The 21551-nt window shown below is 47.9% G+C and carries 18 protein-coding genes and 1 pseudogene; 12 read left to right on the top strand and 7 right to left on the bottom strand.

Annotated features, from left to right (window positions below; genetic code table 11):
- The first annotated feature begins 55 nt into the window (after positions 1 to 55).
- From ACNI23_RS03360 to ACNI23_RS03415, 12 genes and pseudogenes are all read left to right on the top strand, one after another.
- Positions 56 to 1279 carry an ABC transporter permease subunit gene (locus tag ACNI23_RS03360; protein ID WP_420246771.1) on the top strand — a complete coding sequence of 408 codons (1224 nt, stop codon included), beginning with the start codon at positions 56 to 58 and terminating at the stop codon, positions 1277 to 1279.
- Positions 1272 to 2075 carry an ABC transporter ATP-binding protein gene (locus ACNI23_RS03365; protein WP_420246773.1) on the top strand — a complete coding sequence of 268 codons (804 nt, stop codon included), beginning with the start codon at positions 1272 to 1274 and terminating at the stop codon, positions 2073 to 2075. Before ACNI23_RS03360 ends, ACNI23_RS03365 begins: the two co-directional genes overlap by 8 nt.
- Positions 2068 to 2775 (top strand): ABC transporter ATP-binding protein, encoded by a 708-nt coding sequence (locus tag ACNI23_RS03370; protein WP_420246775.1) that lies wholly within the window; start codon positions 2068 to 2070, stop codon positions 2773 to 2775. Before ACNI23_RS03365 ends, ACNI23_RS03370 begins: the two co-directional genes overlap by 8 nt.
- A gap of 387 nt (positions 2776 to 3162) precedes the next feature.
- Complete coding sequence (gene guaB / locus ACNI23_RS03375; protein ID WP_420246777.1) at positions 3163 to 4620, top strand: IMP dehydrogenase; 1458 nt, start codon at positions 3163 to 3165, stop codon at positions 4618 to 4620.
- A 12-nt stretch (positions 4621 to 4632) separates the two neighbouring features.
- Positions 4633 to 6180 carry a glutamine-hydrolyzing GMP synthase gene (guaA, locus tag ACNI23_RS03380; RefSeq protein ID WP_420246779.1) on the top strand — a complete coding sequence of 516 codons (1548 nt, stop codon included), beginning with the start codon at positions 4633 to 4635 and terminating at the stop codon, positions 6178 to 6180.
- A 380-nt stretch (positions 6181 to 6560) separates the two neighbouring features.
- The gene (tatB, locus tag ACNI23_RS03385; RefSeq protein ID WP_420246781.1) at positions 6561 to 6899 is read left to right on the top strand and encodes a Sec-independent protein translocase protein TatB; all 339 of its coding nucleotides are present in this window, start codon (positions 6561 to 6563) and stop codon (positions 6897 to 6899) included.
- Positions 6900 to 7135: 236 nt separating this feature from the next.
- Positions 7136 to 7897: pseudogene (tatC, locus tag ACNI23_RS03390) on the top strand (twin-arginine translocase subunit TatC); the annotation flags it as partial.
- A 195-nt stretch (positions 7898 to 8092) separates the two neighbouring features.
- Positions 8093 to 8680, top strand: coding sequence for an imidazoleglycerol-phosphate dehydratase HisB (hisB, locus tag ACNI23_RS03395; RefSeq protein ID WP_420246784.1), 588 nt, complete (start codon positions 8093 to 8095; stop codon positions 8678 to 8680).
- Positions 8680 to 9336: a hypothetical protein gene (locus ACNI23_RS03400; protein WP_420246785.1), complete on the top strand. Its 657-nt coding sequence runs from the start codon at positions 8680 to 8682 to the stop codon at positions 9334 to 9336. The genes hisB and ACNI23_RS03400 overlap by 1 nt, the downstream gene beginning before the upstream one ends.
- On the top strand, positions 9333 to 10061 hold the full coding sequence (gene hisA / locus ACNI23_RS03405) for a 1-(5-phosphoribosyl)-5-[(5-phosphoribosylamino)methylideneamino]imidazole-4-carboxamide isomerase (RefSeq protein WP_420246788.1): 729 nt from the start codon (positions 9333 to 9335) through the stop codon (positions 10059 to 10061). The genes ACNI23_RS03400 and hisA overlap by 4 nt, the downstream gene beginning before the upstream one ends.
- Positions 10062 to 10178: 117 nt before the next feature.
- Entirely contained in the window at positions 10179 to 10385 is a 207-nt protein-coding gene (locus ACNI23_RS03410; protein WP_420246790.1) for a heavy-metal-associated domain-containing protein, read from the top strand.
- Positions 10386 to 10557: 172 nt separating this feature from the next.
- Complete coding sequence (locus ACNI23_RS03415; RefSeq protein WP_420246792.1) at positions 10558 to 11751, top strand: aminotransferase class III-fold pyridoxal phosphate-dependent enzyme; 1194 nt, start codon at positions 10558 to 10560, stop codon at positions 11749 to 11751.
- A gap of 74 nt (positions 11752 to 11825) precedes the next feature.
- Here ACNI23_RS03415 and ACNI23_RS03420 read toward each other — a convergent pair whose 3' ends face one another.
- The 7 genes from ACNI23_RS03420 to grpE form a co-directional block, all read right to left on the bottom strand.
- Complete coding sequence (locus ACNI23_RS03420) at positions 11826 to 13844, bottom strand: pentapeptide repeat-containing protein (RefSeq protein WP_420246794.1); 2019 nt, start codon at positions 13842 to 13844, stop codon at positions 11826 to 11828.
- A 189-nt stretch (positions 13845 to 14033) separates the two neighbouring features.
- Positions 14034 to 14297: an RNA-binding regulator gene (gene rbp, locus ACNI23_RS03425; RefSeq protein ID WP_419780070.1), complete on the bottom strand. Its 264-nt coding sequence runs from the start codon at positions 14295 to 14297 to the stop codon at positions 14034 to 14036.
- A 460-nt stretch (positions 14298 to 14757) separates the two neighbouring features.
- Positions 14758 to 16221, bottom strand: a complete 1464-nt coding sequence (gene gatA, locus ACNI23_RS03430; RefSeq protein WP_420246795.1) for an Asp-tRNA(Asn)/Glu-tRNA(Gln) amidotransferase subunit GatA — start codon at positions 16219 to 16221, stop codon at positions 14758 to 14760.
- A gap of 27 nt (positions 16222 to 16248) precedes the next feature.
- Entirely contained in the window at positions 16249 to 16542 is a 294-nt protein-coding gene (gatC, locus tag ACNI23_RS03435) for an Asp-tRNA(Asn)/Glu-tRNA(Gln) amidotransferase subunit GatC (protein ID WP_015851444.1), read from the bottom strand.
- Between the two features lie 128 nt (positions 16543 to 16670).
- Positions 16671 to 18722 (bottom strand): penicillin-binding protein activator, encoded by a 2052-nt coding sequence (locus tag ACNI23_RS03440; RefSeq protein WP_420246796.1) that lies wholly within the window; start codon positions 18720 to 18722, stop codon positions 16671 to 16673.
- Between the two features lie 137 nt (positions 18723 to 18859).
- Positions 18860 to 20776 carry a molecular chaperone DnaK gene (gene dnaK / locus ACNI23_RS03445; protein WP_420246797.1) on the bottom strand — a complete coding sequence of 639 codons (1917 nt, stop codon included), beginning with the start codon at positions 20774 to 20776 and terminating at the stop codon, positions 18860 to 18862.
- An 88-nt stretch (positions 20777 to 20864) separates the two neighbouring features.
- Positions 20865 to 21443, bottom strand: coding sequence for a nucleotide exchange factor GrpE (gene grpE, locus ACNI23_RS03450; protein ID WP_420246799.1), 579 nt, complete (start codon positions 21441 to 21443; stop codon positions 20865 to 20867).
- Positions 21444 to 21551 lie beyond the last annotated feature (108 nt).

The raw sequence follows: 21551 nt of genomic DNA on the forward strand, positions 1-21551 counted from the left end.
GGTGCGGGAAACGCTTCCCGCTGATTGAAAATGATAAAAATGGATATCTTTTAATATGGAAGGCTTGAAAAAATCTATACTGGCTTCATTGTGGTTCATGTTTTTGACCCTGCCCATTATGGGGGTCTTCGTGAACACAATTGATAAGTCTGTTACCTGGCATTTGGACCGGGTTTTATATGTGGGTGCGGCGGCCTTTGTTCTTTCATTTCTCTGGCGCTATATGCTTGAGCGCAAAGAGAAGGGCAAGAAGGCGGAAGAACAATCCAGTGTTGAGAAGATTACGCTTTTTAACAAGCTACTGGCTAATCCGAAATTCTTCTGGCCCGCAGTGATCGCAGTGACTGGTTTTGCAATCGCATTTCCCAAACTGTTTTCAATGTATCAGGTCAACGTCATGACTTCGGCACTCATCTATGTAGTGCTTGGTCTGGGATTAAATATTGTTGTCGGTCTGGCCGGACTGTTGGACCTCGGTTTTGTGGCCTTCTATGCTGTGGGCGCGTATTCCTACGCTCTTATGAATATGTATTGGGGAATCAGTTTCTGGGTGGCATTGCCTCTTGGAGCATTGTTGGGAGCCTTCTGCGGTATCCTGCTTGGTTTTCCGGTGCTGCGTTTGCGTGGTGACTATCTGGCTATCGTAACCCTTGGTTTCGGTGAGATTATCCGCCTTGTCCTGGAAAACTGGGGAACTTTCACTCATGGACCGGCCGGTATCTCCAATATTGCCCGCCCTGAATTCTTCGGCCTTGCCAAAGGGTTTATGGCCCAGATCAACTTCATGTATTATTTGATGCTGGTGCTGGTGGTTTTTACCATTTTCGTGGTTAACAGGCTTAAGAATTCCCGTATCGGGCGTGCATGGCAGGCCCTGCGTGAGGATGAGATTGCCTGTCAGGCTATGGGGATTGATAAGATGAAAACCAAGCTCATGGCCTTCTCGCTGGGTGCTACATGGGCTGGCATGGTCGGGGTCGTCTTCGCTGCCAAGACCACTTTCATCAACCCTGCGTCATTCACATTCCTTGAATCGGCAATCATTCTTTCCATCGTTGTCCTCGGCGGTATGGGCTCCATCCTCGGGGTTATTCTCGGAGCGTTGGTGCTGATTCTGTTACCCGAATATATGAGGGACTTTTCTGAATACCGTATGCTCATTTTCGGTGCGACCATGGTTCTGGTTATGGTTTTCAGACCTCAGGGATTGGTTCGTGATGTTCGGAAGAAAATTGATATCAGCGCAGTGAAAAAGGCTTTAGGTGGCGCCCATGAGTAATGAAAGAAGAACAGTTCTCCAAGTTAAGGGCGTCAGCAAGGATTTTGGTGGATTGCGCGCACTTGATGATGTTGATCTTGATGTGAAGGAAGGGGAAATTGTCGCGCTTATCGGACCCAACGGGGCAGGCAAGACAACTTTCTTTAACTGCATCACAGGAATTTACAACCCGACAGAGGGTGACGTTAATATCGATCCCAAGGGTGACGGCTTTAAACGCATCAATGGTATGAAGCCAAACCATGTAACTGAATTGGGAATGGCTCGTACTTTTCAGAATATCAGACTGTTTCCGTCCATGTCGGTTATTGAAAATGTTATGATCGGTTGTCATTGCCGGACTAAGGCGACTTTCCTCGGTGCGGTTTTTCGTGACCCTCGGACCCGCAGGGAAGAGCAGGAGACTATTCTCAAAAGCTATGAACTTCTGCAGGAACTCGGTCTTGATCAGTTTGCGGACGAACTGGCCCGTAACCTTCCGTATGGTGCACAGCGTAGACTTGAAATTGCCCGCGCTTTAGCAACTGATCCTTTTATTTTACTTCTGGATGAACCTGCGGCAGGTATGAACCCGCAGGAAACTTCAGAACTTGAAGAGTTGATCGTTTCCATCAAGGATAAGCATAACATCTCAGTTCTGCTCATTGAGCATGATATGAAAATGGTCATGTCATTGTCGGATCGCTTGTTCGTACTTGAATACGGACGAGAGATCGCTCACGGCACACCGCAGGAAGTCAGCGAGAACCCCGCTGTAATCAAGGCTTATCTCGGGGAGGAACTTGTCGATGCTTAAACTTAAGAACGTAAATACCTTTTATGGTAATATTCAGGCCCTTCGTAATATCAATATCGAAGTAAAGCAGGGAGAAATTATCACCCTTATCGGGGCCAATGGTGCAGGGAAGACCACCACTCTCATGACTATCAGCGGTGTTGTGCCGCCGAGAACCGGCGAAGTGCTCTACAACGGAGAGCCGATTCATAAGACCAAGCCGGATAAGATTGTGAAAATGGGTATTTCTCAGGTTCCGGAAGGACGTCTGATTTTCCCGGACCTGACCATTACTGAGAACCTTGATATGGGAGCGTTCCTGCGTGACGACAAAAGCGGCGTCAAAGCTGACATGGATCATGTCTTCGAGCTTTTCCCTATTCTTTATGAACGCCGCAAGCAGCTTGGGGGTAACCTTTCCGGCGGTGAGCAGCAGATGCTGGCAATTTCCCGCGCGCTTATGGCCCGTCCAAAGCTTTTACTTCTGGACGAACCATCCCTTGGTCTTGCTCCGCTGATTATCCGCCAGATCTTTGAGATCGTGAAAAAGATTAACGAGGAAAGCGGTACCACAGTTTTTCTGGTAGAGCAGAACGCAAACCTTGCTTTGAAAACTGCTCATCGTGGATATGTAATGGAAAATGGAGAAATCATTCTTTCCGATAGTAGCGACAAACTTCTCGCCAACGAAGATATCAAGAAGGCATATCTTGGCTTGTAGTTTAGTTGATTAAATTGAAACGGCGAAGCCTTGATAAATGTTTTATGAGAGTCTGAGAACCCTTACCCAAAAGGGTTCTCTGCTTTCTGGAGGGCCGTCGGAGACAAATTAATTATTGACAAAATTCGGCCCTGCACATATGCGGGGCCGAACACTTTTAATAACTTTTCTGTTACGGCCTTGAGTCCGGTGCAAAAAAGTATATAATCAGTTTATCAAAGATTGAAATTCCCGGCAGGGAAGAACCTGCCAAAACCCCTGAGAAACTGATGGTGTCGCTGTCCGGTAGATCGCCAATAATGACCGGAGCGCGCCTTTGAGAGGAATCATATGTAATGATTTCTCTTTTCTTTTAGCTAATATTTCAAATCATTTTGCGAGGGCAATATGGAAAAGGTAGTAGGTCAGGCTCTGACTTTTGACGATGTTCTGCTTTTGCCCGCCTATTCGGAAGTTCTTCCCGATAGTGTGGACGTATCCGCCAAACTCACCGAAGAGATCACTCTTGGAATCCCACTGGTCAGTGCCGCAATGGATACTGTCACCGAGTCCAAGATGGCGATCCAGATGGCCCGTCACGGCGGTGTCGGCGTTGTTCATAAAAATATGAGCGTACGTGATCAGGTTCGTGAAGTTGAGAGGGTTAAAAAATCCGAGTCCGGTATGGTTACCGATCCCATTGTGGTTCATCCCGATGACACCGTGGGCAAAGCTCTCGACCTCATGGCTGAATTCAAAATTTCCGGTTTCCCGGTTGTTAAAGGTGAGCACCTTGTAGGTATCATCACCAACCGTGATGTCCGTTTCATCTCTGACCGCAATGTGCCCGTCTCTGAAGTGATGACCAGCCGTAACCTCGTTACCGTGCAGAAGGGAACTTCTTCCGAAGAGGCTAAACGTCACCTGCACACCAACCGCATTGAAAAACTGCTGGTTGTTGACGAGGAAAACAAGCTGACCGGTCTGATCACCATTAAGGATATTGATAAGGTCAAGAAGTATCCCAACGCAGCTAAAGACTCCGCAGGCCGTCTCCGTGTAGGTGCCGCTGTAGGTGTCGGCCGTGATCTCATGGAGCGCAGCTCTGCGTTGATTACTGCCGGTGTTGACTTCCTGACTCTTGATTCCGCACACGGTCACTCCAAGGGTATTCTTGAAGCAATCAAGGAACTCCGTTCCTGCTACCCCGATGCACAGATTATCGGTGGTAACATTGCTACCTACGATGGCGCTATGGCTCTTATTGATGCCGGTGTAAACGCTGTTAAAGTTGGTATCGGTCCCGGTTCCATCTGCACCACCCGCGTTGTTGCCGGTGTTGGTGTTCCGCAGATCACCGCGATTATGGAAGCAGCCCGTGCCTGTCAGGAACGCGGAGTCTGCGTAATCGGTGACGGTGGCATCAAATTCTCCGGCGATGTTGTGAAAGCTCTGGTTGCGGGTGCAAATACCGTAATGATGGGCTCCATGTTCGCTGGAACTGATGAAAGCCCCGGTGAAAAAGTTCTCTATCAGGGTCGTAGCTACAAACTCTACCGCGGCATGGGTTCCATTGACGCGATGAAGAAGGGTAGCTCTGACCGTTACTTCCAGAAGGATACCAACAAGCTGGTTCCCGAAGGAATCGTTGGACGCGTTCCTTACAAAGGACCCGTATCCGACAGCATCTATCAGATGATCGGCGGTCTCCGTTCCGGTATGGGTTATGTGGGTTGTGCTAATATTGCTGAAATGGCAGAGAAAGCTCAGTTCATCCGCATGTCTGCCGCCGGTTTCAAAGAAAGCCACGTTCACGATGTAATTATTACCAAGGAAGCACCCAACTATCGGGTTGATTCCTATTAATCAGGAGTCGTCATGCAGCACGATAATAAAGTAATTATTCTGGATTTCGGGTCTCAGTTTACTCAGCTGATTGCTCGTAGAATCCGTGAAGCGGGTGTGTATTCCGAAATTCACCCCTGTAATGTTGATCCCCAGAAGATTAAGGATCTTAATCCCGGTGCGCTGATTCTTTCCGGCGGACCTTCCTCCGTTCTGGAAGATGAATCTCCGCAGCTTGATCCTTCCCTGCTGGAACTGGGCGTACCCGTGCTTGGCATCTGCTACGGCATGCAGCTCATGACCAACGATCTTGGTGGTCGCGTTGTTTCTTCCGAAGACCGTGAATACGGCCGTGCGGAATTCAAAGGCGATTCCAGCTGCACTCTTTTCGAAGGAATCGAAGACATCGAAAAGCTCACTGTATGGATGAGCCACGGTGACCGCGTTGAAGCAATCCCCGAGGGATTCAAGGTTTGCGGTACCACTGAGTCTATCCCCTTCGCAGCCATGGCTAACGAAGAAAAGAAAATGTACGCCCTCCAGTTCCACCCCGAAGTGGCACACACCGAGAGCGGTACCACCATCATCAACAACTTTGTTTTCAAAGTTGCAGGGCTCAAAGCTGATTGGACCATGTCCTCTTTCGTAGAGAACTGCATCGAGGAAATGCGCGAAAAAATCGGTGACAACCAGGTTGTACTCGGTCTTTCCGGCGGTATTGACTCTACTGTTGTTGCTGTTCTTCTGCACAAAGCCATCGGCAAACGTCTGCACTGCATCTTTGTAGATAACGGCCTGCTGCGTATGCACGAGCGTGAAGAAGTTATCGGCTTCCTCGAAGAACACTTCGAACTCAACGTCAAATGCGTTGATTCAGCCGACCTTTTCCTCGACAAACTCAAAGGTGTTGAAGATCCTGAGAAGAAGCGCAAGCTCATCGGTTACACCTTCATTGATGTTTTCAATGAAGAAGCTAGCGCATTAAAGGATGTAAAATTCCTCGCACAGGGTACTCTTTACCCCGATGTAATCGAGTCCGAATCCTTCAAAGGCCCCTCTGCGGTCATCAAGTCCCACCACAACGTTGGCGGACTGCCTGAAGATATGGATCTCGATCTGGTTGAACCTCTGCGTGAACTCTTCAAAGATGAAGTCCGCAAGGTTGCTTACGAGCTTGGTCTGCCCGAGTTCATTATCTGGCGCCAGCCTTTCCCCGGTCCGGGTCTCGCTATCCGTGTTTTGGGTGAAATAACTGAAGAGCGTCTTGAAATCCTGCGTCAGGCTGACAAGATCGTACAGAACGAAATGCATGCTTCCGGCTGGTACCGCAAGGTATGGCAGGGCTTCGCTGTTCTGCTGCCTCTCAAAACTGTCGGCGTAATGGGCGATGACCGTACTTACGAGCACGTCATTGCACTTCGTATCGTAGACAGCATCGATGCTATGACCGCTGACTGGTCCCGCATCCCCAACGATATCCTCGCACGTATGTCCAACAGGATCATCAACGAGGTTAAAGGTGTTAACCGCGTGGTTCTGGATATTTCTTCCAAGCCGCCGGCAACCATCGAATGGGAATAATTATTCCCTTGGAATTGAATTAATTAAATGTCTCCGACAATATGTTGGAGGCATTTTTTTTTGAAATTCAGTGTTGATGGTTTTAGTTTTAAATCCATCAAACGCGCTTAATGGTGCGATGTAGAACAAAAGATAAGAAGGAAGTCCTATTAAATTAAGTTGGTAGTGAGCTATGGGTATTAGGGCATTAATTGGTAAATAGTTAAAAGCTAACCGATTACTCTGAATTTCTATGGAGATAAGACGTAGATAAAGTTTTAGAAATCGGTTACAAGACGTCAGCAAATTTTGAAAAAGCCTACGCTGGGTATAAATTAGGTCAGTGTCGGCTTTCCGCGCATTAGCGTGTTTTTTATTGTCGCAACGAAGAAGGAATTAATATGTTCGGTATCGGTTCTACAGAACTTATCGTAATTTTGGTTGTAGCCCTTATTCTCATTGGACCCCAGAAACTCCCGGAACTTATCAAGAACCTTGGTAAAGGTCTTTCCGAAGTTAAGAAGATGTCTAATGATGTAAAAAACACTCTTGATGCTGAAATTTCTGCTGCCGACGAAGAAAGGTCACAGAAAGAAGAGGCAGAGCGCGAGGCTGCACGCAAGAAAGCTGAAGCAGAAGCTATGGAAAAAGCACGTCAGGCTGAAGCTGAAAAACAGCAGGCCGCTGACGAGACTGAAAAGGTCGCTGCAGCACCTAAGACCGAGAGCGAGAAAGCATGAGTTCAGCGGAGAAAGATTCGCGTGAAGTAGGGCAGGAGAGTCCTGAAGAAAAAAAGCAGTCTGAAGAGACTGCTGCGGAATCTCTGAATCCTGAAGAGGAAACCGCCGAAAGCACTGACTCCGAAGCCGGACTGCCTGCTGTAAAGGATGCGGACGGTCTTGCTGTATCTGAAGATGATTCAGATGCAGACGAAGATGCGGAAGATGATGACGAGCTTGATGAAGAGGAAGCTCCCATGACTTTCCTTGAGCATCTCGAAGAATTGCGCCGCCGTTTTGTCAGGATTATGATTGCTTGCGGTATTGGGTTTCTGGCTTGCTATTCATTTGCAAAACCGCTTTTTTCCCTGCTCATGGCACCGCTGGTTGCAGTTCTGCCGCCTGATTCAACATTGATTTTTACTTCCCTGCCCGAAGGTTTTGTCACCTACTTGAAGGTTGCTTTTGTGGCCGGGATTTTCACTGTATCTCCCTATATTTTTGCCCAGGTCTGGGGCTTTATTGCGCCCGGACTTTATGAACATGAACGCAAGTGGATGATTCCGCTGGCTTTCCTGTCCGCATTTTTCTTTGTGGGCGGTGCATTGTTCGGGTATTACGTGGTATTTCCGTTCGGCTGTGAATTTTTCATGGGCTTTGCTGATGAATTCATCAAACCCATGCCGACCCTGCGGGAATATTTGGCCTTTTCACTTAAGCTGCTCTTTGCTTTTGGCCTTATTTTCGAGCTGCCGTTGTTCATTTTCTTCCTCGCCAGACTGGGCGTGGTCACTGCCGAAGGTCTGCGGGCCAAACGTAAGTACGCCATTCTGGTCTGCTTTATCTGCTCCGCAATATTGACTCCTCCGGATGTTATGACCCAGACCTTGATGGCTGGACCGCTGATCATTCTTTATGAACTCGGTATCTGGGTGGCCTACTTCTTTGGTAAGCGTGGTGGCAGGAAGCTGAAGAATGCTGATCCTGAAAATGACGGTCCGGATGATTCCGGTCCTGACGGCGGAGATTCCGTTGCATCAGCTGAAGACAGCTCTTCTGAAACAGAAGCTGAATCCCCGGCTGAAAAAAAGCCTGAAGCAGAAGATTCTGGCGCAGAAAAGAAAAAGAAGTCTAAAGCGGCAGATTCAGGCTACGATGAAGATTTGATTGAAATGTAATGGCCGCAACAGGCCGCACCATAAGAGAGGTTGGTTTTGTCACAGAGATCCGCAGCAATTACCCGTACCACTAAGGAAACTGATATTTCCCTGAAGCTTAATATTGACGGTGAAGGTAGTACTAATATCGATACCGGAGTTGGGTTTGCAGACCATATGCTGACTTTGATGAGCTTTTGGGCCGGGTTTGATCTTGATCTCAAATGCAAAGGCGACCTCGAAATTGATTCGCACCATACCCTTGAAGATATCGCGCTTGTTCTTGGGCAGGCTCTTTCAGAGGCCATGGGCGATAAGAAAGGCATCAACCGTATCGGTTTTGCCAAGGTGCCTATGGATGAAGCGCTCGTTGAGGTTGTAATTGACCTTTCAGGACGGGCCTATCTTGTGTATGATGATGACATCCTGCCCCCGATCATTGCCGGGGACGAAAGAGATGTCTGGCGTGAATTTTTCAAGTCACTGGCTTTCAAGGCCGGTATGAACCTGCACATCAAGTTTGAATACGGACGTAACGGCCACCACCTGCTCGAAGGTGCGTTTAAGGCACTTGGGCTTGCTTTTCGTAATGCTCTGTCCGTTGAAAGACAAGGTGTTTCCAGTACAAAAGGGAGTCTCGATTAATGAAACGGCTTTTCCCTCTGCTCATTCTCTGTGTTTTCGCACTTGGAGCACTCAGTGGTTGTGCTTCCAAGAGTGACCTTGTCAAACTCCCGCGCCCTAGCGGAAAAATTGCCGTAGCCGGGTTCACCAACCCTGTGTTCAACTGGGAGCTGCTGGCCGGCTATCTGCCGCACGAAGGCAAGCCCATTAATAAAGACATTTTGCAGCAGCTTGATGCCAAGATGGTGGGTGTGCTTTCAAAGCATGGTGTTACCGCTTTTGCGCGTCCGGCAATTACACGCCAGTGCCAGGAAATCGAAGTTTTTGAAAATTTGGGCGGTCGTCGCGAAGCCGCTTTTGCTTATTGGGTTAAGGTCGGTCAGTGCATGAGCGCCGACTACATTCTGGTCCCCCAGATTATTTTCTGGCAGGATCTGCGCGGCATGCAGAAGGCTGATTTCAACATCCAGCCCGCTTCTGTAATTATTGATCTGTATCTTATTGATGTTAACAACAGGCGCATCATCAGAAGGTTTCATTATGACGAAACCCAGCAGCCTCTGACTGAGAATATGCTGGAAGCCGGTACTTTCTTCAAACGTGGAGGCAAATGGGTTACCGCAATGCAACTTGCTGATGAAGCTCTTGAGACAGGACTTATGGAGCTTGGTTTATGATCGTTTTCCCCGCTGTAGATATCAAGGACGGCGTTTGCGTACGCCTCTCACAGGGACAGGCTGATGCTGTTACCGTATTTTCCAGTGATCCCGTTGCCCAGGCAAAATACTGGGAAAATCAGGGCGCAAGATATCTGCATGTAGTTGATCTGGACGGCGCATTCAGCGGAATGCCCAAGAACTTTGAACTTATCAGGGATATCTGCAGCCAGCTCAGCATTCCGGTGCAGCTCGGCGGTGGTATTCGTGACATTGAAACTGCATCCAAATATCTTGAAGCAGGCGTAAGACGATTGATCATCGGCACCATGGCCCTTGAAGATGAGGAAACTTTCGCTGAGCTTTGCGCCAAGTACCCAAGTCAGATCGGGGTCTCACTTGATGCTGTTAATGGACAACTTAAGTCTCGCGGCTGGGTTGAAGATGCAGGAATTACTGTGTTTGACATTATTCCCCGCATTGAAGCAGCCGGGGCTGCATTTATCATCTACACTGACATCAGCCGTGACGGCATGCAGACCGGTGTGAATGTTATGGCTCTTTCCGAACTGTGTTCCAAGACTAAGTTGCCGGTTATCGCTGCCGGAGGTGTTGCTACCCTTGAGGATGTCATTAATCTCCAGCCTCTGGTTTCAAAAGGCCTCGAAGGTGCAGTCTCCGGTCAGGCCATCTATACCGGGACTCTCAATTTTGCAGAAGCCATGGAATGGATTGAGAATAATTAGCAGGGCTTGATGCCGACACGACTACATGATACGTGTTCTCAACTAGAGGGTTGAGTAGCTAATGCTGCCATACTCCCGAATAGCTAAAGCATTCAGAAGAGAATAAGGAGACTAGTCATGAAAAAAGTAGAAATAAAAGGCATGAGTTGCATGCATTGCGTTGGTTCAGTTGAGAAGGCTCTCAGTGCAATTGAGGGTGTTACTGATGTCAAGGTCAGCCTTGAAGACGCATGCGCTACCTACGAAGAAGCTACCCCTGTCGATGAAGCCAAGGTCAAAGAGACCATTACTAAAATCGGTTTTGAGGCTGGCGAAGTTAAGTAGTTTCGCTTTGATATGGAAATTGAAAGCCCCGTGTTCTTATGAGCGCGGGGCTTTTTTGCGTTCAGCTGTGGAAGGGAAGTCTCAAAAATGAATCATTTGGAAAGAGGTTGCTACTAAATTTAAACTAAGTTAGTCGGTTGTTAGTTAGATAAAAAATAAGAGAGGCTTTTGGATGAAAAATACTTTTGCTTTTCCCGGTCGAGAATTGTTGGTTCCGGAGATTGTAAAATCAAATAACTGCACTCTTATTGATGCCGATGGCAACCAGTACATTGATCTGGAAGCAGGGATATGGTGCACCAGTATTGGCCATTCTAATCGGGCAGTGAGGGAAGCCGTTATTGCGCAGATGGATAATATCTCGCATGTGGGTTTTTGTTATAGTTCAGATGTTGTTGAGCGTGCTGCCGGAGCGGTTCTTGGTTTGCTCGGTCATGCCGGGGGAAGATGTTCTTTCCTCTGTTCAGGCAGTGAATCGGTAGAATATGGAGTGCGTGTATTACGCACGGTGCTGAAGTCGAAACGCATCATGACCATGTCTGATTCATATTTCGGTGCCTATGGGGATGCCTCGGCGAAAGATTCCGACAAATGGTTCCTCTTTGATTGGAACGAATGTGAGCGTTGCACTCAGGAGGTTTGCACCAAGGATTGTTCCGTTTATTCCGATATTCCGTTTGATGAAGTTGGTGCCTTCTTATTTGAGCCCGGTAGTTCGTCCGGGATGGTCCGCTTTCCGCCTCCAAAATTGATCAGCAACATTGTTCAGGACATGTCCGCCGCAGATGGGTTGGTGATGGTCAATGAAGTCACTACAGGCGTTGGCAGGACTGGAAAATGGTTCGGATTTCAGCACTATGACATGCAGCCGGACATTGTCGCTATGGGGAAAGGTATCGGAAATGGTTACCCAGTAAGCGCTGTTTCGCTCAACAGTCGTGTTGTAGAGCTGCTTGGTCCTGATGCCGTTGCCTACGGTCAATCCCATCTCAATGATCCTTTGGGCGCTGCTGTAGTAGAGGCCGTGATTGCCGAAATTAATGAGCATAACCTGATCCAGCATGCAGAATTGCTATCTGATGTTCTCATGGATGGTTTACAGCGAGTCGCTGCCGAGTCAGATTTGATAGAATGCGCACGCGGCAGGGGGCTGATGGCGATTCTGATTATGGCCGATCACGTAGATGTTTCACAAGTGGCAGAGCTGCATAGGCGATTGGTTTCGCGGGGATTCATAGTAGATCATCGTCTTGGGACCAACGCTTTACGGATGCATCCAGCTCTTACAATCGGTGTGGAAAAAATCTACAATTTTATTGCCGTGCTTGAGGAAGTTGTGGGGGCCATGGAGATTGAATTGGGTTGATGGATTTAGAATAAATTTATTGGGTAGTTGAAAGCCCCGCGCTCATCTGAGTGCGGGGCTTTTTTTGCGTTCTATTAGCGGCGTAGCTTGTTTCGCAGGGCGAAACCGAAGAGGGCTGCGTGGAGGGTTATGGCGGTTACTGAGATGCCTTTTAGGAGGTACTGAAGGCCCGTGAAGTTTATTGTGTCTGGGAATTTAATTTGGATTAGTGGCATGTACCACATGGCTTGTTTGATCCAGTCTGTTTGAGGCAATGTTTCGAGACTTACCAAGAAATTAAGCAGAAATGGCAGAGCGGCGAGTCCAAAAAGGACCATAAATGCGCGCACAGGTTCTTCACCATATCCACTAATAAATCGATAAATATTTAAGTATATTTTTGAACCGAGTTTTGCTGTTTTTGATCTATCGCAAATTTCTTCGCGTATTAAAGAAGCAGGCAAAGCAAGGAATATTAATGCAGGAAGTATTGCATAGTATGGTGGGTGCATGTGTTGCAACAACCATCCAGAAAGCAGAATCATTAGTATTGCGATGATTAGCGTAAACCAGAATTGAAAAAGTGAAATGCAACTTAAGTTGCGTCTGGTCATCTCTTTTTCACGATAATGCCAGTGGGAAGTCTGTTCTTCATCTGCACTTTCACGAGCAATTTTCTTTAGGCGGCGGTAGATTTCGGCTAAGGTCGTGTCTTTACAATTTTTCGGATCGTTTTTCTCATCGTAAATTTTGGCAAATCTTTCTTCACCCCAGTTACAGTCTATGAATTTGAAGGATTCGATGTTGGTCTCTGCAAGTTTTACATGGGATAAGTCCAGTGATTCCAAGAGGATCGTTTCTTTAGATATTGCGCCGGAAAAGGTTGTTTCTTTGGCGAATTTTGTGTTGCGGAAATATGCCCACTCTTTGAAAAAAGCTCGCTTGAAGTTTGCTCCTCTATTGAATTCGGTTTGTTCAAAGTTGGAGTAGTCATGAAAGATTGTATTCTTGAAAGATGCTAAATTCATAAATTTAGCAGCATCAAAATATACAGGCCCCTTGAATCTCATTTCGTTGAAGAGGGATTTATAAAAAAAACAAATTTTGAAATTTGCTTGTTTGCGGACTTCAGCTAGTGAAAATGTAGTCTTTCCTAAGGTTGCATTGTAAAAAATTACATTTTCTCTAAATTCAGCTCCATCAAAATAAGAATTGCGTTTTATTTTGAAATTTGAATAACTGGTATCTTTTCTAAATTGTGCATAACTAAAAGCTGCATTATCGTATTCAGAATCGCTAAATAACGAAAAATGTCTAAACTGAACATTTGTAAAATCAATGTCTCCTTTAGATATTATATTGCTGAAGTTTGCAGCTCCCCGAAACTGTGCGTTCGGAAAATACATAAAAAATGATTTACTATGTGAAAAATCAACATTATCTCTGAATTGTGTGTTAGCAAAATATGCATAGTCTTTAATTGTAGTGTTTTTGAAACTAACTTGATCAATAAATTTGACACTGTCAAAAGTGCTTTTTTGATGAAATTCAGCTTGCTGAAAAGAAGTGTGGTTATGAAATACAGAAAAATCAAATTCAGTTTTTTCTTTAAAGATTACTGATTCAAAGGATACCATACTTTTAAAGATGCTGCGGTAAAAAAAAGAATCTTTGTTAAATGTAACTTCCTTAAAGTTTATATCGTTGTAAAAAATAATATTATAAAAAAAAGCATCATGTGTAAAAATTGACTTATGGAAATTAATAGCGGGTAGCTTGTTGCTTACTTTGCTGTTGTTAAATCGAATAGGGTATGGAAAAATTGTGCTTGTGAAATTACATCTAGGATTCCAGTTAAAATAATCCCATCTATCACGTTCCTCATCCTCCCCAGCCTCAATAACCCCATCAATCCGCGCAAAAACCAACCCATTAAACTGCTTAGCCTCCATCAAAGCAGGCTTCTCACCACCATCCCTTTCATCATAAAGCTCAACAAACTTACACTCAGCAGGAGCATGAAAAATACAATACTCTTTCCCCTCATCATCAATATAAACGATGTCGTAATCTTCACACCAATTACTATGATCAGCCCCAACGCAGCAGCCCATGTGTACCTCTTTTGAATGACGAATTTCAGTAAGTAGAAGTCTTATATCTTATAAGGTTACGTTTAATCCAGCGCAAAAGAGCGGGCTGGAAGGATTCCCGTAAAACTGAATGCGTACCAAACAAAAAAACGCCCGATTCTCAAAAGAGAACCGGGCGCTAAAAAGTCTTTTACGACTTACTGAAACAGACTACCAGCGGGGGCGTTCTGCTCTAGGCTTGGCTTCGTTAACCTTGAGGTTACGACCACCGAAGTCTTTACCGTCGAGTGCTTCGATAGCATCGAGAGCGCCGTTGTCATCCATTTCTACGAAACCGAAACCACGGGGGCGACCGGTTTCACGATCTTCGATGAGTTTAACGGAAACAACTTCACCGTAAGCTTCAAAGGAAGCACGGATATCTTCTTCAGTAGCGGACCAAGGCAGATTACCAACATAGATATTCTTAGACATTCAAAATTCTCCAAAAAAGTAAAAAAGTATATTAGCGCCCGTGCACCAAAAAAAAAGGGCCGTGTACAAGATGCGTACTCGGCTCCTCGATAGACATGTTCAATTTAAACCAGCGCTAGTCACAGTCTGACCGTGCCTTCACGGGTACGGCTGGTGTTTGATGAAGAGACTCTCCATTATTCTTCAGGTAAAGTCAAGCATTACTCTGCTAAGAAAATGCAATAAATGCATAAAAAATCGTTATTTTTAGTTAAACACCTGAAAAAACATAATAAGTTTTTTAGAGAAAAAATAATTAAAAAGCTTTGTAGTCAATAATTGCAGCGTTATTTTGCGATAACTACATGCCTAAGCATAAAAATGCCCCGCACTCAGGAGAGCGCGGGGCTTGATCTTTGTAATAAAATTACCTGCTGCCGATGGGCTAAAAATAAACAGGTATTTATTTTGAGGGTTTGACCTAGAGCTTAACTTTTGGCAGCTCGGGGAGGTTCTTTTCAAGTACGTTAGCAGCCTGCAGCATGGTCTTTTCGTCGAAGGCTGGTGCCATGAACTGGAGACCTACGGGCATGTTGGTTTCCTTGCCGAATGCTACGGGCAGGGACATGCCGGGCATTCCCACGAGGTTAAGGGAAATGGTGAAGATATCCTGCAGGTACATCTGCAGGGGATCGGAAGTCAGCTCACCTACGGGAAAGGCTGTGGTGGGGCATGCGGGGCTTGCGATTAGATCGCAGGACTCGAAGGCCTTGTTGAAGTCTTCGCGCAGCAGGCGGCGAATCTGAGCGGCCTTGCGGTAGTATGCATCGTAGTAACCTGCGGAAAGAACGTAGGTACCGATGATGATACGGCGCTGAACCTCGTCACCGAAAGCTTCGGTGCGGGATTTGGTGTAAAGCTCTGCCAATTCCTTGGGATCTTCGGTGCGGTGGCCGTAGCGTACGCCGTCGAAGCGGGACAGGTTGGAGCTCGCTTCAGCCATTGCGATGATGTAGTAGGTGGCAATGGCGTATTCGGTCATGGAAAGTTTAACCGGAACGGTCTTGGCCCCCAGTTCTTCGGCCTTGGCGATTGCAGCGCGGCAGGCTTCGGAAACTTCTTCGGAAAGACCTTCGCCCCAGTATTCTTCGGGAAGGCCGATGGTCAGGCCGGAAAGGTCCTTGCGCTCTTCAAGGGCGGCTACGAAATCTTCCATGGGCTGATCAGCGGAAGTGGAATCGCGCTGGTCGTACCCGCCGATAACGTTGAGCACGCGGGCGGCGTCTTCTACGGTTCTGGTCATGGGACCGATCTGGTCGAGGGAAGAACCGTAGGCGATCATGCCGTAACGGGATACGCGGCCATAGGTGGGCTTAACACCTACACAGCCGCAGAAAGATGCGGGAAGACGGATAGAACCACCGGTATCGGTACCAAGTGCAGCGTAGCACTGTCCGGCTGCGATAGTTGCTCCGGAACCACCGGAAGAACCGCCGGGTACGCGGCTGGCGTCCCAAGGGTTGGTGGTGGTCTGGTAAGCGGAGTTCTCAGTGGTGGAACCCATGGCGAATTCGTCCATGTTGGCCTTACCTATGATGATGGCACCAGCTTCCTTGAGCTTGGCAACTGCAGTGGAATCGTAGAAGGGGGTGAATCCTTCAAGGATTTTGGAACCTGCAGTGGTGGGGATTCCATTAGTTGCCAGTGCGTCTTTGATGACTACCGGTACACCCCAAAGCGGCTTGGATGCGTCAGGACCTGCGGCGTCCATTTCTTCGGCCTGCTTGAGTGCTTCATCATTGCAGGTATGCAGCAGGGCCTTGGTTTCGGGTTCGCTTTTGGCGATCTGTTCAAGGCAGGCTTTGACAGCTTCAGTTGCGGTCACTTCCTTAGCCATGAGCATGGCGTGGATTTCCGTGAGTGATTTTTCTATGAGTGCGGACATTTTATATCTCTGCGTATTAGATTGAATTTATACGATGCGGGGAACAACGAAGTACTTGCCGTCAGAGTCAGGTGCATTGGAAAGAACTTCTTCTCTTGTGTGTTCCTTCTTGACCTCATCCTTGCGCAGTCTGGTGGTGTGTTCCACCGGGCTGAACATGGGTTCCACTTCGCTGGTGTCGATTTCGTTCAACTTGTCCATGTATGTGAGGATGTTATTGAGCTGTCCTGCAAAAAGTTCAGTTTTTTCTTCTGAAAGATCAAGACGGGCCAGTCGCGCAACTCGCGCTACTTCCTCAAGATTGAGTTTCTCATCACTCATTGAATATCTCCTGATAACATTATTTTAATGACAGTGGCGAAGCCATAGCAAAAGGTTTTGGGAGAGTCCAGAGAACCCTTTTGCTAAAGGGTTTTTTGGTCCGCCCGAAGGGCTCGCCGAAGGCTGTTTTATTCTTCAATTTTGTCAGCTTCTTTCTTTGCTTCCAGCTCAGCCTGCTTCTCTTTCCAAGCGTTTACACGTGCCTCGCGTCTGGCTTTGGCCTTAGCGAGGGTGTTGCTGACCAGATCTGCATCGATGCGGGTCTTGCCGTTTTGTTCTGGACGGAACAGGTAAAGCTTCTGGCTGGCCTGACCGTCAGCGTTCCAGCTGATGGGGGCAAGGCTGAAATCCATGTGCTGGGCATCACTGATACGGGCGTTAACGGTTTCAGCGGTCCAGCCTTCAGAAAAAGTTCCCAGTTTGCCTGCGAACTTGATGAAGTCGTATCCCAGCGCAACCCAGAAGTCGGGGGTGCCGAGACCTTCACGGTCCATTACTTCTTTGAGGCGTGAAGCTCCGTCGCTGGCGGGCCACCATGCTCCGGGGGCAACAGTCAGGCGCAGGTTGCGCGCTTCAACGTCGCGGGCGGAGTTCAGTGCCTGACTCCAGAGTTCAGGGCCGAGGAAGACAAGGGTGTCTGCCTCATGAAAAAAGAAGTGCGGGATCAGCAATTGTGCCTGATGCCATGTATCCGGGATGAACACCGCACCGAAATCGGTTTCCGGCAGGGGAGCGTCTTCGCCCAGACCATTGGCTTCATTCTGAGCCTGTTTCTGAGGAGCGCGGACCAGATTGCCGACCACTTTGCCCCATTTAGGGAAGTCACGGGGCGGGTAGGATGCCATGCCGGTGATTTTCGCGCCGCGCATGGAAGCCATATTAAAGAATTTTTTGGACATCTGGCGGCCGAATTTTTCCTGCGGATAAAGCACGGCCAGCTTGGTGATACCCAGATCATTGACTGCGAGGTCGAGGGTAGAGCGGATCTGGTCTTCAGGGCTGGAGAAAAATCTCCAAGCCTGCTTGCCTTCTTCAAGGTTGCCGGGCTTGGCAAGGAAGGAGAAGGTCACTTTGTCCGCATAAGTTCCGGCCTGTTCCATCTGCTTGAAAGCTTTAACGCTGAGAGGTCCGCCGATAGTGGAGTACCATGGGGGCAGATTCTGGAGTCTTTCCAGCCAGTCAGGAGCTTCGGTGTTGATGACCTGTACATCCACGTCGAGTCCTGCCTTGGTCATTTCCCACTGGGCAGCTCCCGCACCGCGTACGATTTTCCAGCCGTATTCCTGAAAACGTCCGGAGATGGGCAGTACAAGTGCGATACCTACGCGCGGGATGCCGTATTCTCCTTGGAGCTTATTCAGAATTTCGGTGAAGTAAGTTTTATCCGCGATCTGACCGTTCTGGATGATGCCGGACATGGTGCGCCACGACATGGGCCAGTACTCAATGTCTTCAGACTGGCGGACCGCTTTTTCGAAAACCAGCAGTTCGTAGGGAAATTTCAAATTGCTGTCGCTGGGAACGAGTTCGTTCATGACATCTATTTCAGCCTTACTTTTTTCTTCAAGGCCTTTCATGAACCACTGTTCCAGTTCCTGTTTGTTATTGTCAGCAGGTGCAATGGCGTAGAGCCTTTCGAGTGCTTCAAGAGACCCGGCATCCTGTTCCATGCTGGAAAGTCTTTTGCCTGCAGCGGAACGGATATCCCAAGACAGGAAAGGGTCTTCCATGGTCTGGGAAAGATGGGTTCTCAGCTTGGAGAAATCCTTAATAGCAGCAAGGGTCTCGAAATAGTAACTCTGCCAGACCGGGGAGCTTCTCGCTTCTTCGGAAAGCTTCTGCCACTGCTCAAGACGTGCTTCGGCTTCATGATAATGGCCGGATTTAAAGGAGCTGACAGCCAATCTTTCCGTTGCCGGGAGGATTACCCGTTCAGGAATATCGGTGCGTTCCAGCAGTCTGGTGTAGTAAAGTTCGCTGGAGATGTAGTCCTTTAACCGCCAGGCTTTATCAGCTTCACTGGCAAGGTCTGTAGTGCTTAGCATTTCAGTGGAAATGGTAGGCATTTTAACCGGCTGTTTCTGGAGAGAAACACAGCCGGATACGGCAAAGATAAAAGCCGCCAGCATGACTAAGGTAAAAATATGGTTTGAAAGGCGCACGGCCTTGTCTCTATTCATTGATTTTTCCATGCAAAGTTTGTGGCCCATGAAAGTAAATTCGTCAAGGGAAGGTAAAAAAAATCCGGCCTTCCTAACTTTAGGAAGGCCGGATTAAATTATACTTTACTAATCAGCTATGCAAGCTTGCACGGGAATTATTTTTTCTCGTCTTTAACTTCGGTGAAGTCTGCGTCGACTACATCTTCGTCTGCGCCTGCAGCTCCGGCATTGGCAGCACCTTCAGGGCCTGCGGCGCCTTCTGCTCCGGTATTCTGCTGTGCGTAGAGCTGCTCAGCCAGCTTGTGAGAAGCCTGAGCAAGAGCGTCGGTAGCCTGCTTGATGGTTTCAGGATCATCAGAATCCTGAACCTTTTTGAGATCTTCAATTTTGGCTTCGATGTCGGACTTGAGAGCTGCATCCACATTTTCTCCTACTTCACGCAGGGATTTTTCAGTGGTGTAGATCAGGGAGTCAGCCTGGTTGCGAGCTTCGATGAGAGCCTGCTTTTTCTTGTCGTCTTCAGCGTGGGACTCAGCATCCTTAACCATCTTCTCAATGTCTTCTTCGGAGAGACCGGAAGAAGCGGTGATCTGGATGGACTGTTCTTTACCGGTTCCCATATCCTTAGCGGATACATTTACGATACCGTTAGCATCGATATCGAAGGTAACTTCGATCTGGGGTACGCCGCGGGGAGCTGCGGGAATTCCGGTCAGCTCAAAACGACCGAGGGTCATGTTGTCGGCAGCCATGGGACGCTCACCCTGCAGAACGTGGATGGACACGGAGGGCTGGTTGTCAGCCGCAGTTGTGAACACCTGGCTCTTACGGGTAGGAATGGTGGTGTTTCTTTCGATCAGGTTAGTGAAAACACCGCCCATGGTTTCGATACCGAGGGACAGGGGAGTAACGTCGAGCAGGAGAACGTCTTTGACGTCACCGGCGAGGATACCACCCTGAATGGATGCACCCATTGCAACAACTTCGTCCGGGTTAACGGAACGGTTGGGTTCTTTGCCGAAGAATTCCTGAACCTTCTGCTGTACCAGAGGCATACGGGTCATACCACCGACGAGGATGACTTCGTCAATGTCAGCTGCGGTCAGGCCTGCGTCTTTCAGTGCTTTCTGGCAGGGAATCTTGGTGCGTTCAACAAGATCTTCAACCAGTTTTTCCAGCTTGGCGCGGGAAATTTTGACCATGAGGTGCTTAGGACCGTTCTGGTCAGCGGTGATGAAGGGCAGGTTTACTTCGGTTTCCACAGAAGTGGAAAGTTCTTTCTTCGCTTTTTCTCCAGCTTCTTTCAAACGCTGCAGAGCCATGCGGTCAGCGGAAAGGTCGATGCCGTTTTCACGCTTGAATTCTTCAACGAGGTACTGAATTACAGCGTTGTCAAAGTCTTCACCGCCGAGGAAAGTGTCACCGTTGGTAGCGCGAACTTCAACAACGTTGTCGCCTACTTCAAGGATGGAAATATCAAAGGTACCGCCACCGAGGTCAAATACCGCAATCTTTTCGTTGGCTTTTTTGTCGAAGCCGTAAGCCAGAGAAGCTGCAGTAGGTTCGTTGATGATACGTTTTACTTCAAGACCTGCAATGCGGCCTGCATCTTTGGTTGCCTGACGCTGGGAATCGTTGAAGTATGCGGGTACGGTGATAACTGCTTCGGTAACAGGTTCGCCGAGGTAAGTTTCAGCATCTTTTTTGAGCTGCTGCAGGATGATGGCGGAAACTTCGGACGGGCTGTATTTTTTGCCTTCGATTTCAACCCATGCATCTCCGCCTTTACCGTCAACGATGGGGTAAGGGCAGTGCTCAGACCATTTTTTTACTTCAGGGGTGCTTACCTGACGACCCATGAGACGCTTGATAGCGAAAACGGTCTTTTCAGGGTTGGTAACAGCCTGACGTTTAGCAATTTCACCAACGAGGCGTTCTTTGTCAGTGAAGCCTACGATGGAGGGGGTGGTGCGGCCACCTTCTGCGTTGGTAACACATTTGGGGTCTTTACCTTCCATAACGTAAACGCAGGAGTTGGTAGTACCGAGGTCGATTCCGATAATTTTAGACATATATAAATTCCTCCAGATGAATGTTCAAATTTATTGCATTATGATTTAAGGCCTGATTTCTGCTTGTAAAGAGGTCAGGCTATAAAAATCAGGATAATTTGTTCACCATTACTTTTGCAGGACGGATTACCCGCTCTTTAAGTACGTATCCGCGCTGCATGATCTGGGCGATGGAGTTGTCAGGAAGATCCGCAACCTGTGCCATGCCCATGGCTTCGTGAAAATTGGGGTCGAACTCATCGCCGATTTTGCCTACAGCTTTTAGGCCGTGTTTGGCGAGGGTATCCAGAAACATTTTTCTGGTCATATCCACGCCGATTACGAAGTCCTTGCAAGCATCGAGGTTCTGGGCGTGGTCAAGGGCGAGATCAAGGTTGTCGAGCACGGGCAGCAGGTCGGAAAGGATGGAGTCTGCCGCGAACTTTTTCAGTTCTTCAGTCTCGCGGGCAAGTCTCTTTTTGATATTTTCCGTTTCGGCCAGTGCGCGGAGCCTTTCTTCCTTGGCTTCTCCCATCACATCGCATGCGGGGCATACGTGTTCCCGGCAGAGGGCTTTGAGCTCATCTTCGCTTAAAGTCACTTCATTCTCAGCTTCCGCAGTTTCTTCTGTTTCAGTTGCTGCGGTTTCCTGTTCGTTCATTTCTTTATTATCTTCTTTTCCAGACATGGACTCTCCGGTGTCATGAATTAGCGGCCTGAGTACCTTGAAAAAGGACAGTCAGACCGCACAATTAGACAAATAAGCATCCCGCATATCTTGTCAACACATGAAAGG

The organism is Maridesulfovibrio pacificus (SeqCode) (assembly GCF_048612815.1).
In the GTDB taxonomy this organism is placed as follows: domain Bacteria; phylum Desulfobacterota; class Desulfovibrionia; order Desulfovibrionales; family Desulfovibrionaceae; genus Maridesulfovibrio; species Maridesulfovibrio pacificus.

Coding starts and splice junctions, on each gene's coding strand:
- gatA (WP_420246795.1), bottom strand. CDS start 16,221: ATGTCCGCACTCATAGAAAAATCACTCACGGAAATCCACGCCATGCTC.
- ACNI23_RS03420 (WP_420246794.1), bottom strand. CDS start 13,844: ATGGGCTGCTGCGTTGGGGCTGATCATAGTAATTGGTGTGAAGATTAC.
- tatB (WP_420246781.1), top strand. CDS start 6,561: ATGTTCGGTATCGGTTCTACAGAACTTATCGTAATTTTGGTTGTAGCC.
- ACNI23_RS03360 (WP_420246771.1), top strand. CDS start 56: ATGGAAGGCTTGAAAAAATCTATACTGGCTTCATTGTGGTTCATGTTT.
- ACNI23_RS03440 (WP_420246796.1), bottom strand. CDS start 18,722: ATGAATAGAGACAAGGCCGTGCGCCTTTCAAACCATATTTTTACCTTA.
- ACNI23_RS03400 (WP_420246785.1), top strand. CDS start 8,680: ATGAAACGGCTTTTCCCTCTGCTCATTCTCTGTGTTTTCGCACTTGGA.
- ACNI23_RS03415 (WP_420246792.1), top strand. CDS start 10,558: ATGAAAAATACTTTTGCTTTTCCCGGTCGAGAATTGTTGGTTCCGGAG.
- guaB (WP_420246777.1), top strand. CDS start 3,163: ATGGAAAAGGTAGTAGGTCAGGCTCTGACTTTTGACGATGTTCTGCTT.
- ACNI23_RS03365 (WP_420246773.1), top strand. CDS start 1,272: ATGAGTAATGAAAGAAGAACAGTTCTCCAAGTTAAGGGCGTCAGCAAG.
- ACNI23_RS03410 (WP_420246790.1), top strand. CDS start 10,179: ATGAAAAAAGTAGAAATAAAAGGCATGAGTTGCATGCATTGCGTTGGT.
- rbp (WP_419780070.1), bottom strand. CDS start 14,297: ATGTCTAAGAATATCTATGTTGGTAATCTGCCTTGGTCCGCTACTGAA.
- dnaK (WP_420246797.1), bottom strand. CDS start 20,776: ATGTCTAAAATTATCGGAATCGACCTCGGTACTACCAACTCCTGCGTT.
- gatC (WP_015851444.1), bottom strand. CDS start 16,542: ATGAGTGATGAGAAACTCAATCTTGAGGAAGTAGCGCGAGTTGCGCGA.
- hisA (WP_420246788.1), top strand. CDS start 9,333: ATGATCGTTTTCCCCGCTGTAGATATCAAGGACGGCGTTTGCGTACGC.
- grpE (WP_420246799.1), bottom strand. CDS start 21,443: ATGTCTGGAAAAGAAGATAATAAAGAAATGAACGAACAGGAAACCGCA.
- guaA (WP_420246779.1), top strand. CDS start 4,633: ATGCAGCACGATAATAAAGTAATTATTCTGGATTTCGGGTCTCAGTTT.
- ACNI23_RS03370 (WP_420246775.1), top strand. CDS start 2,068: ATGCTTAAACTTAAGAACGTAAATACCTTTTATGGTAATATTCAGGCC.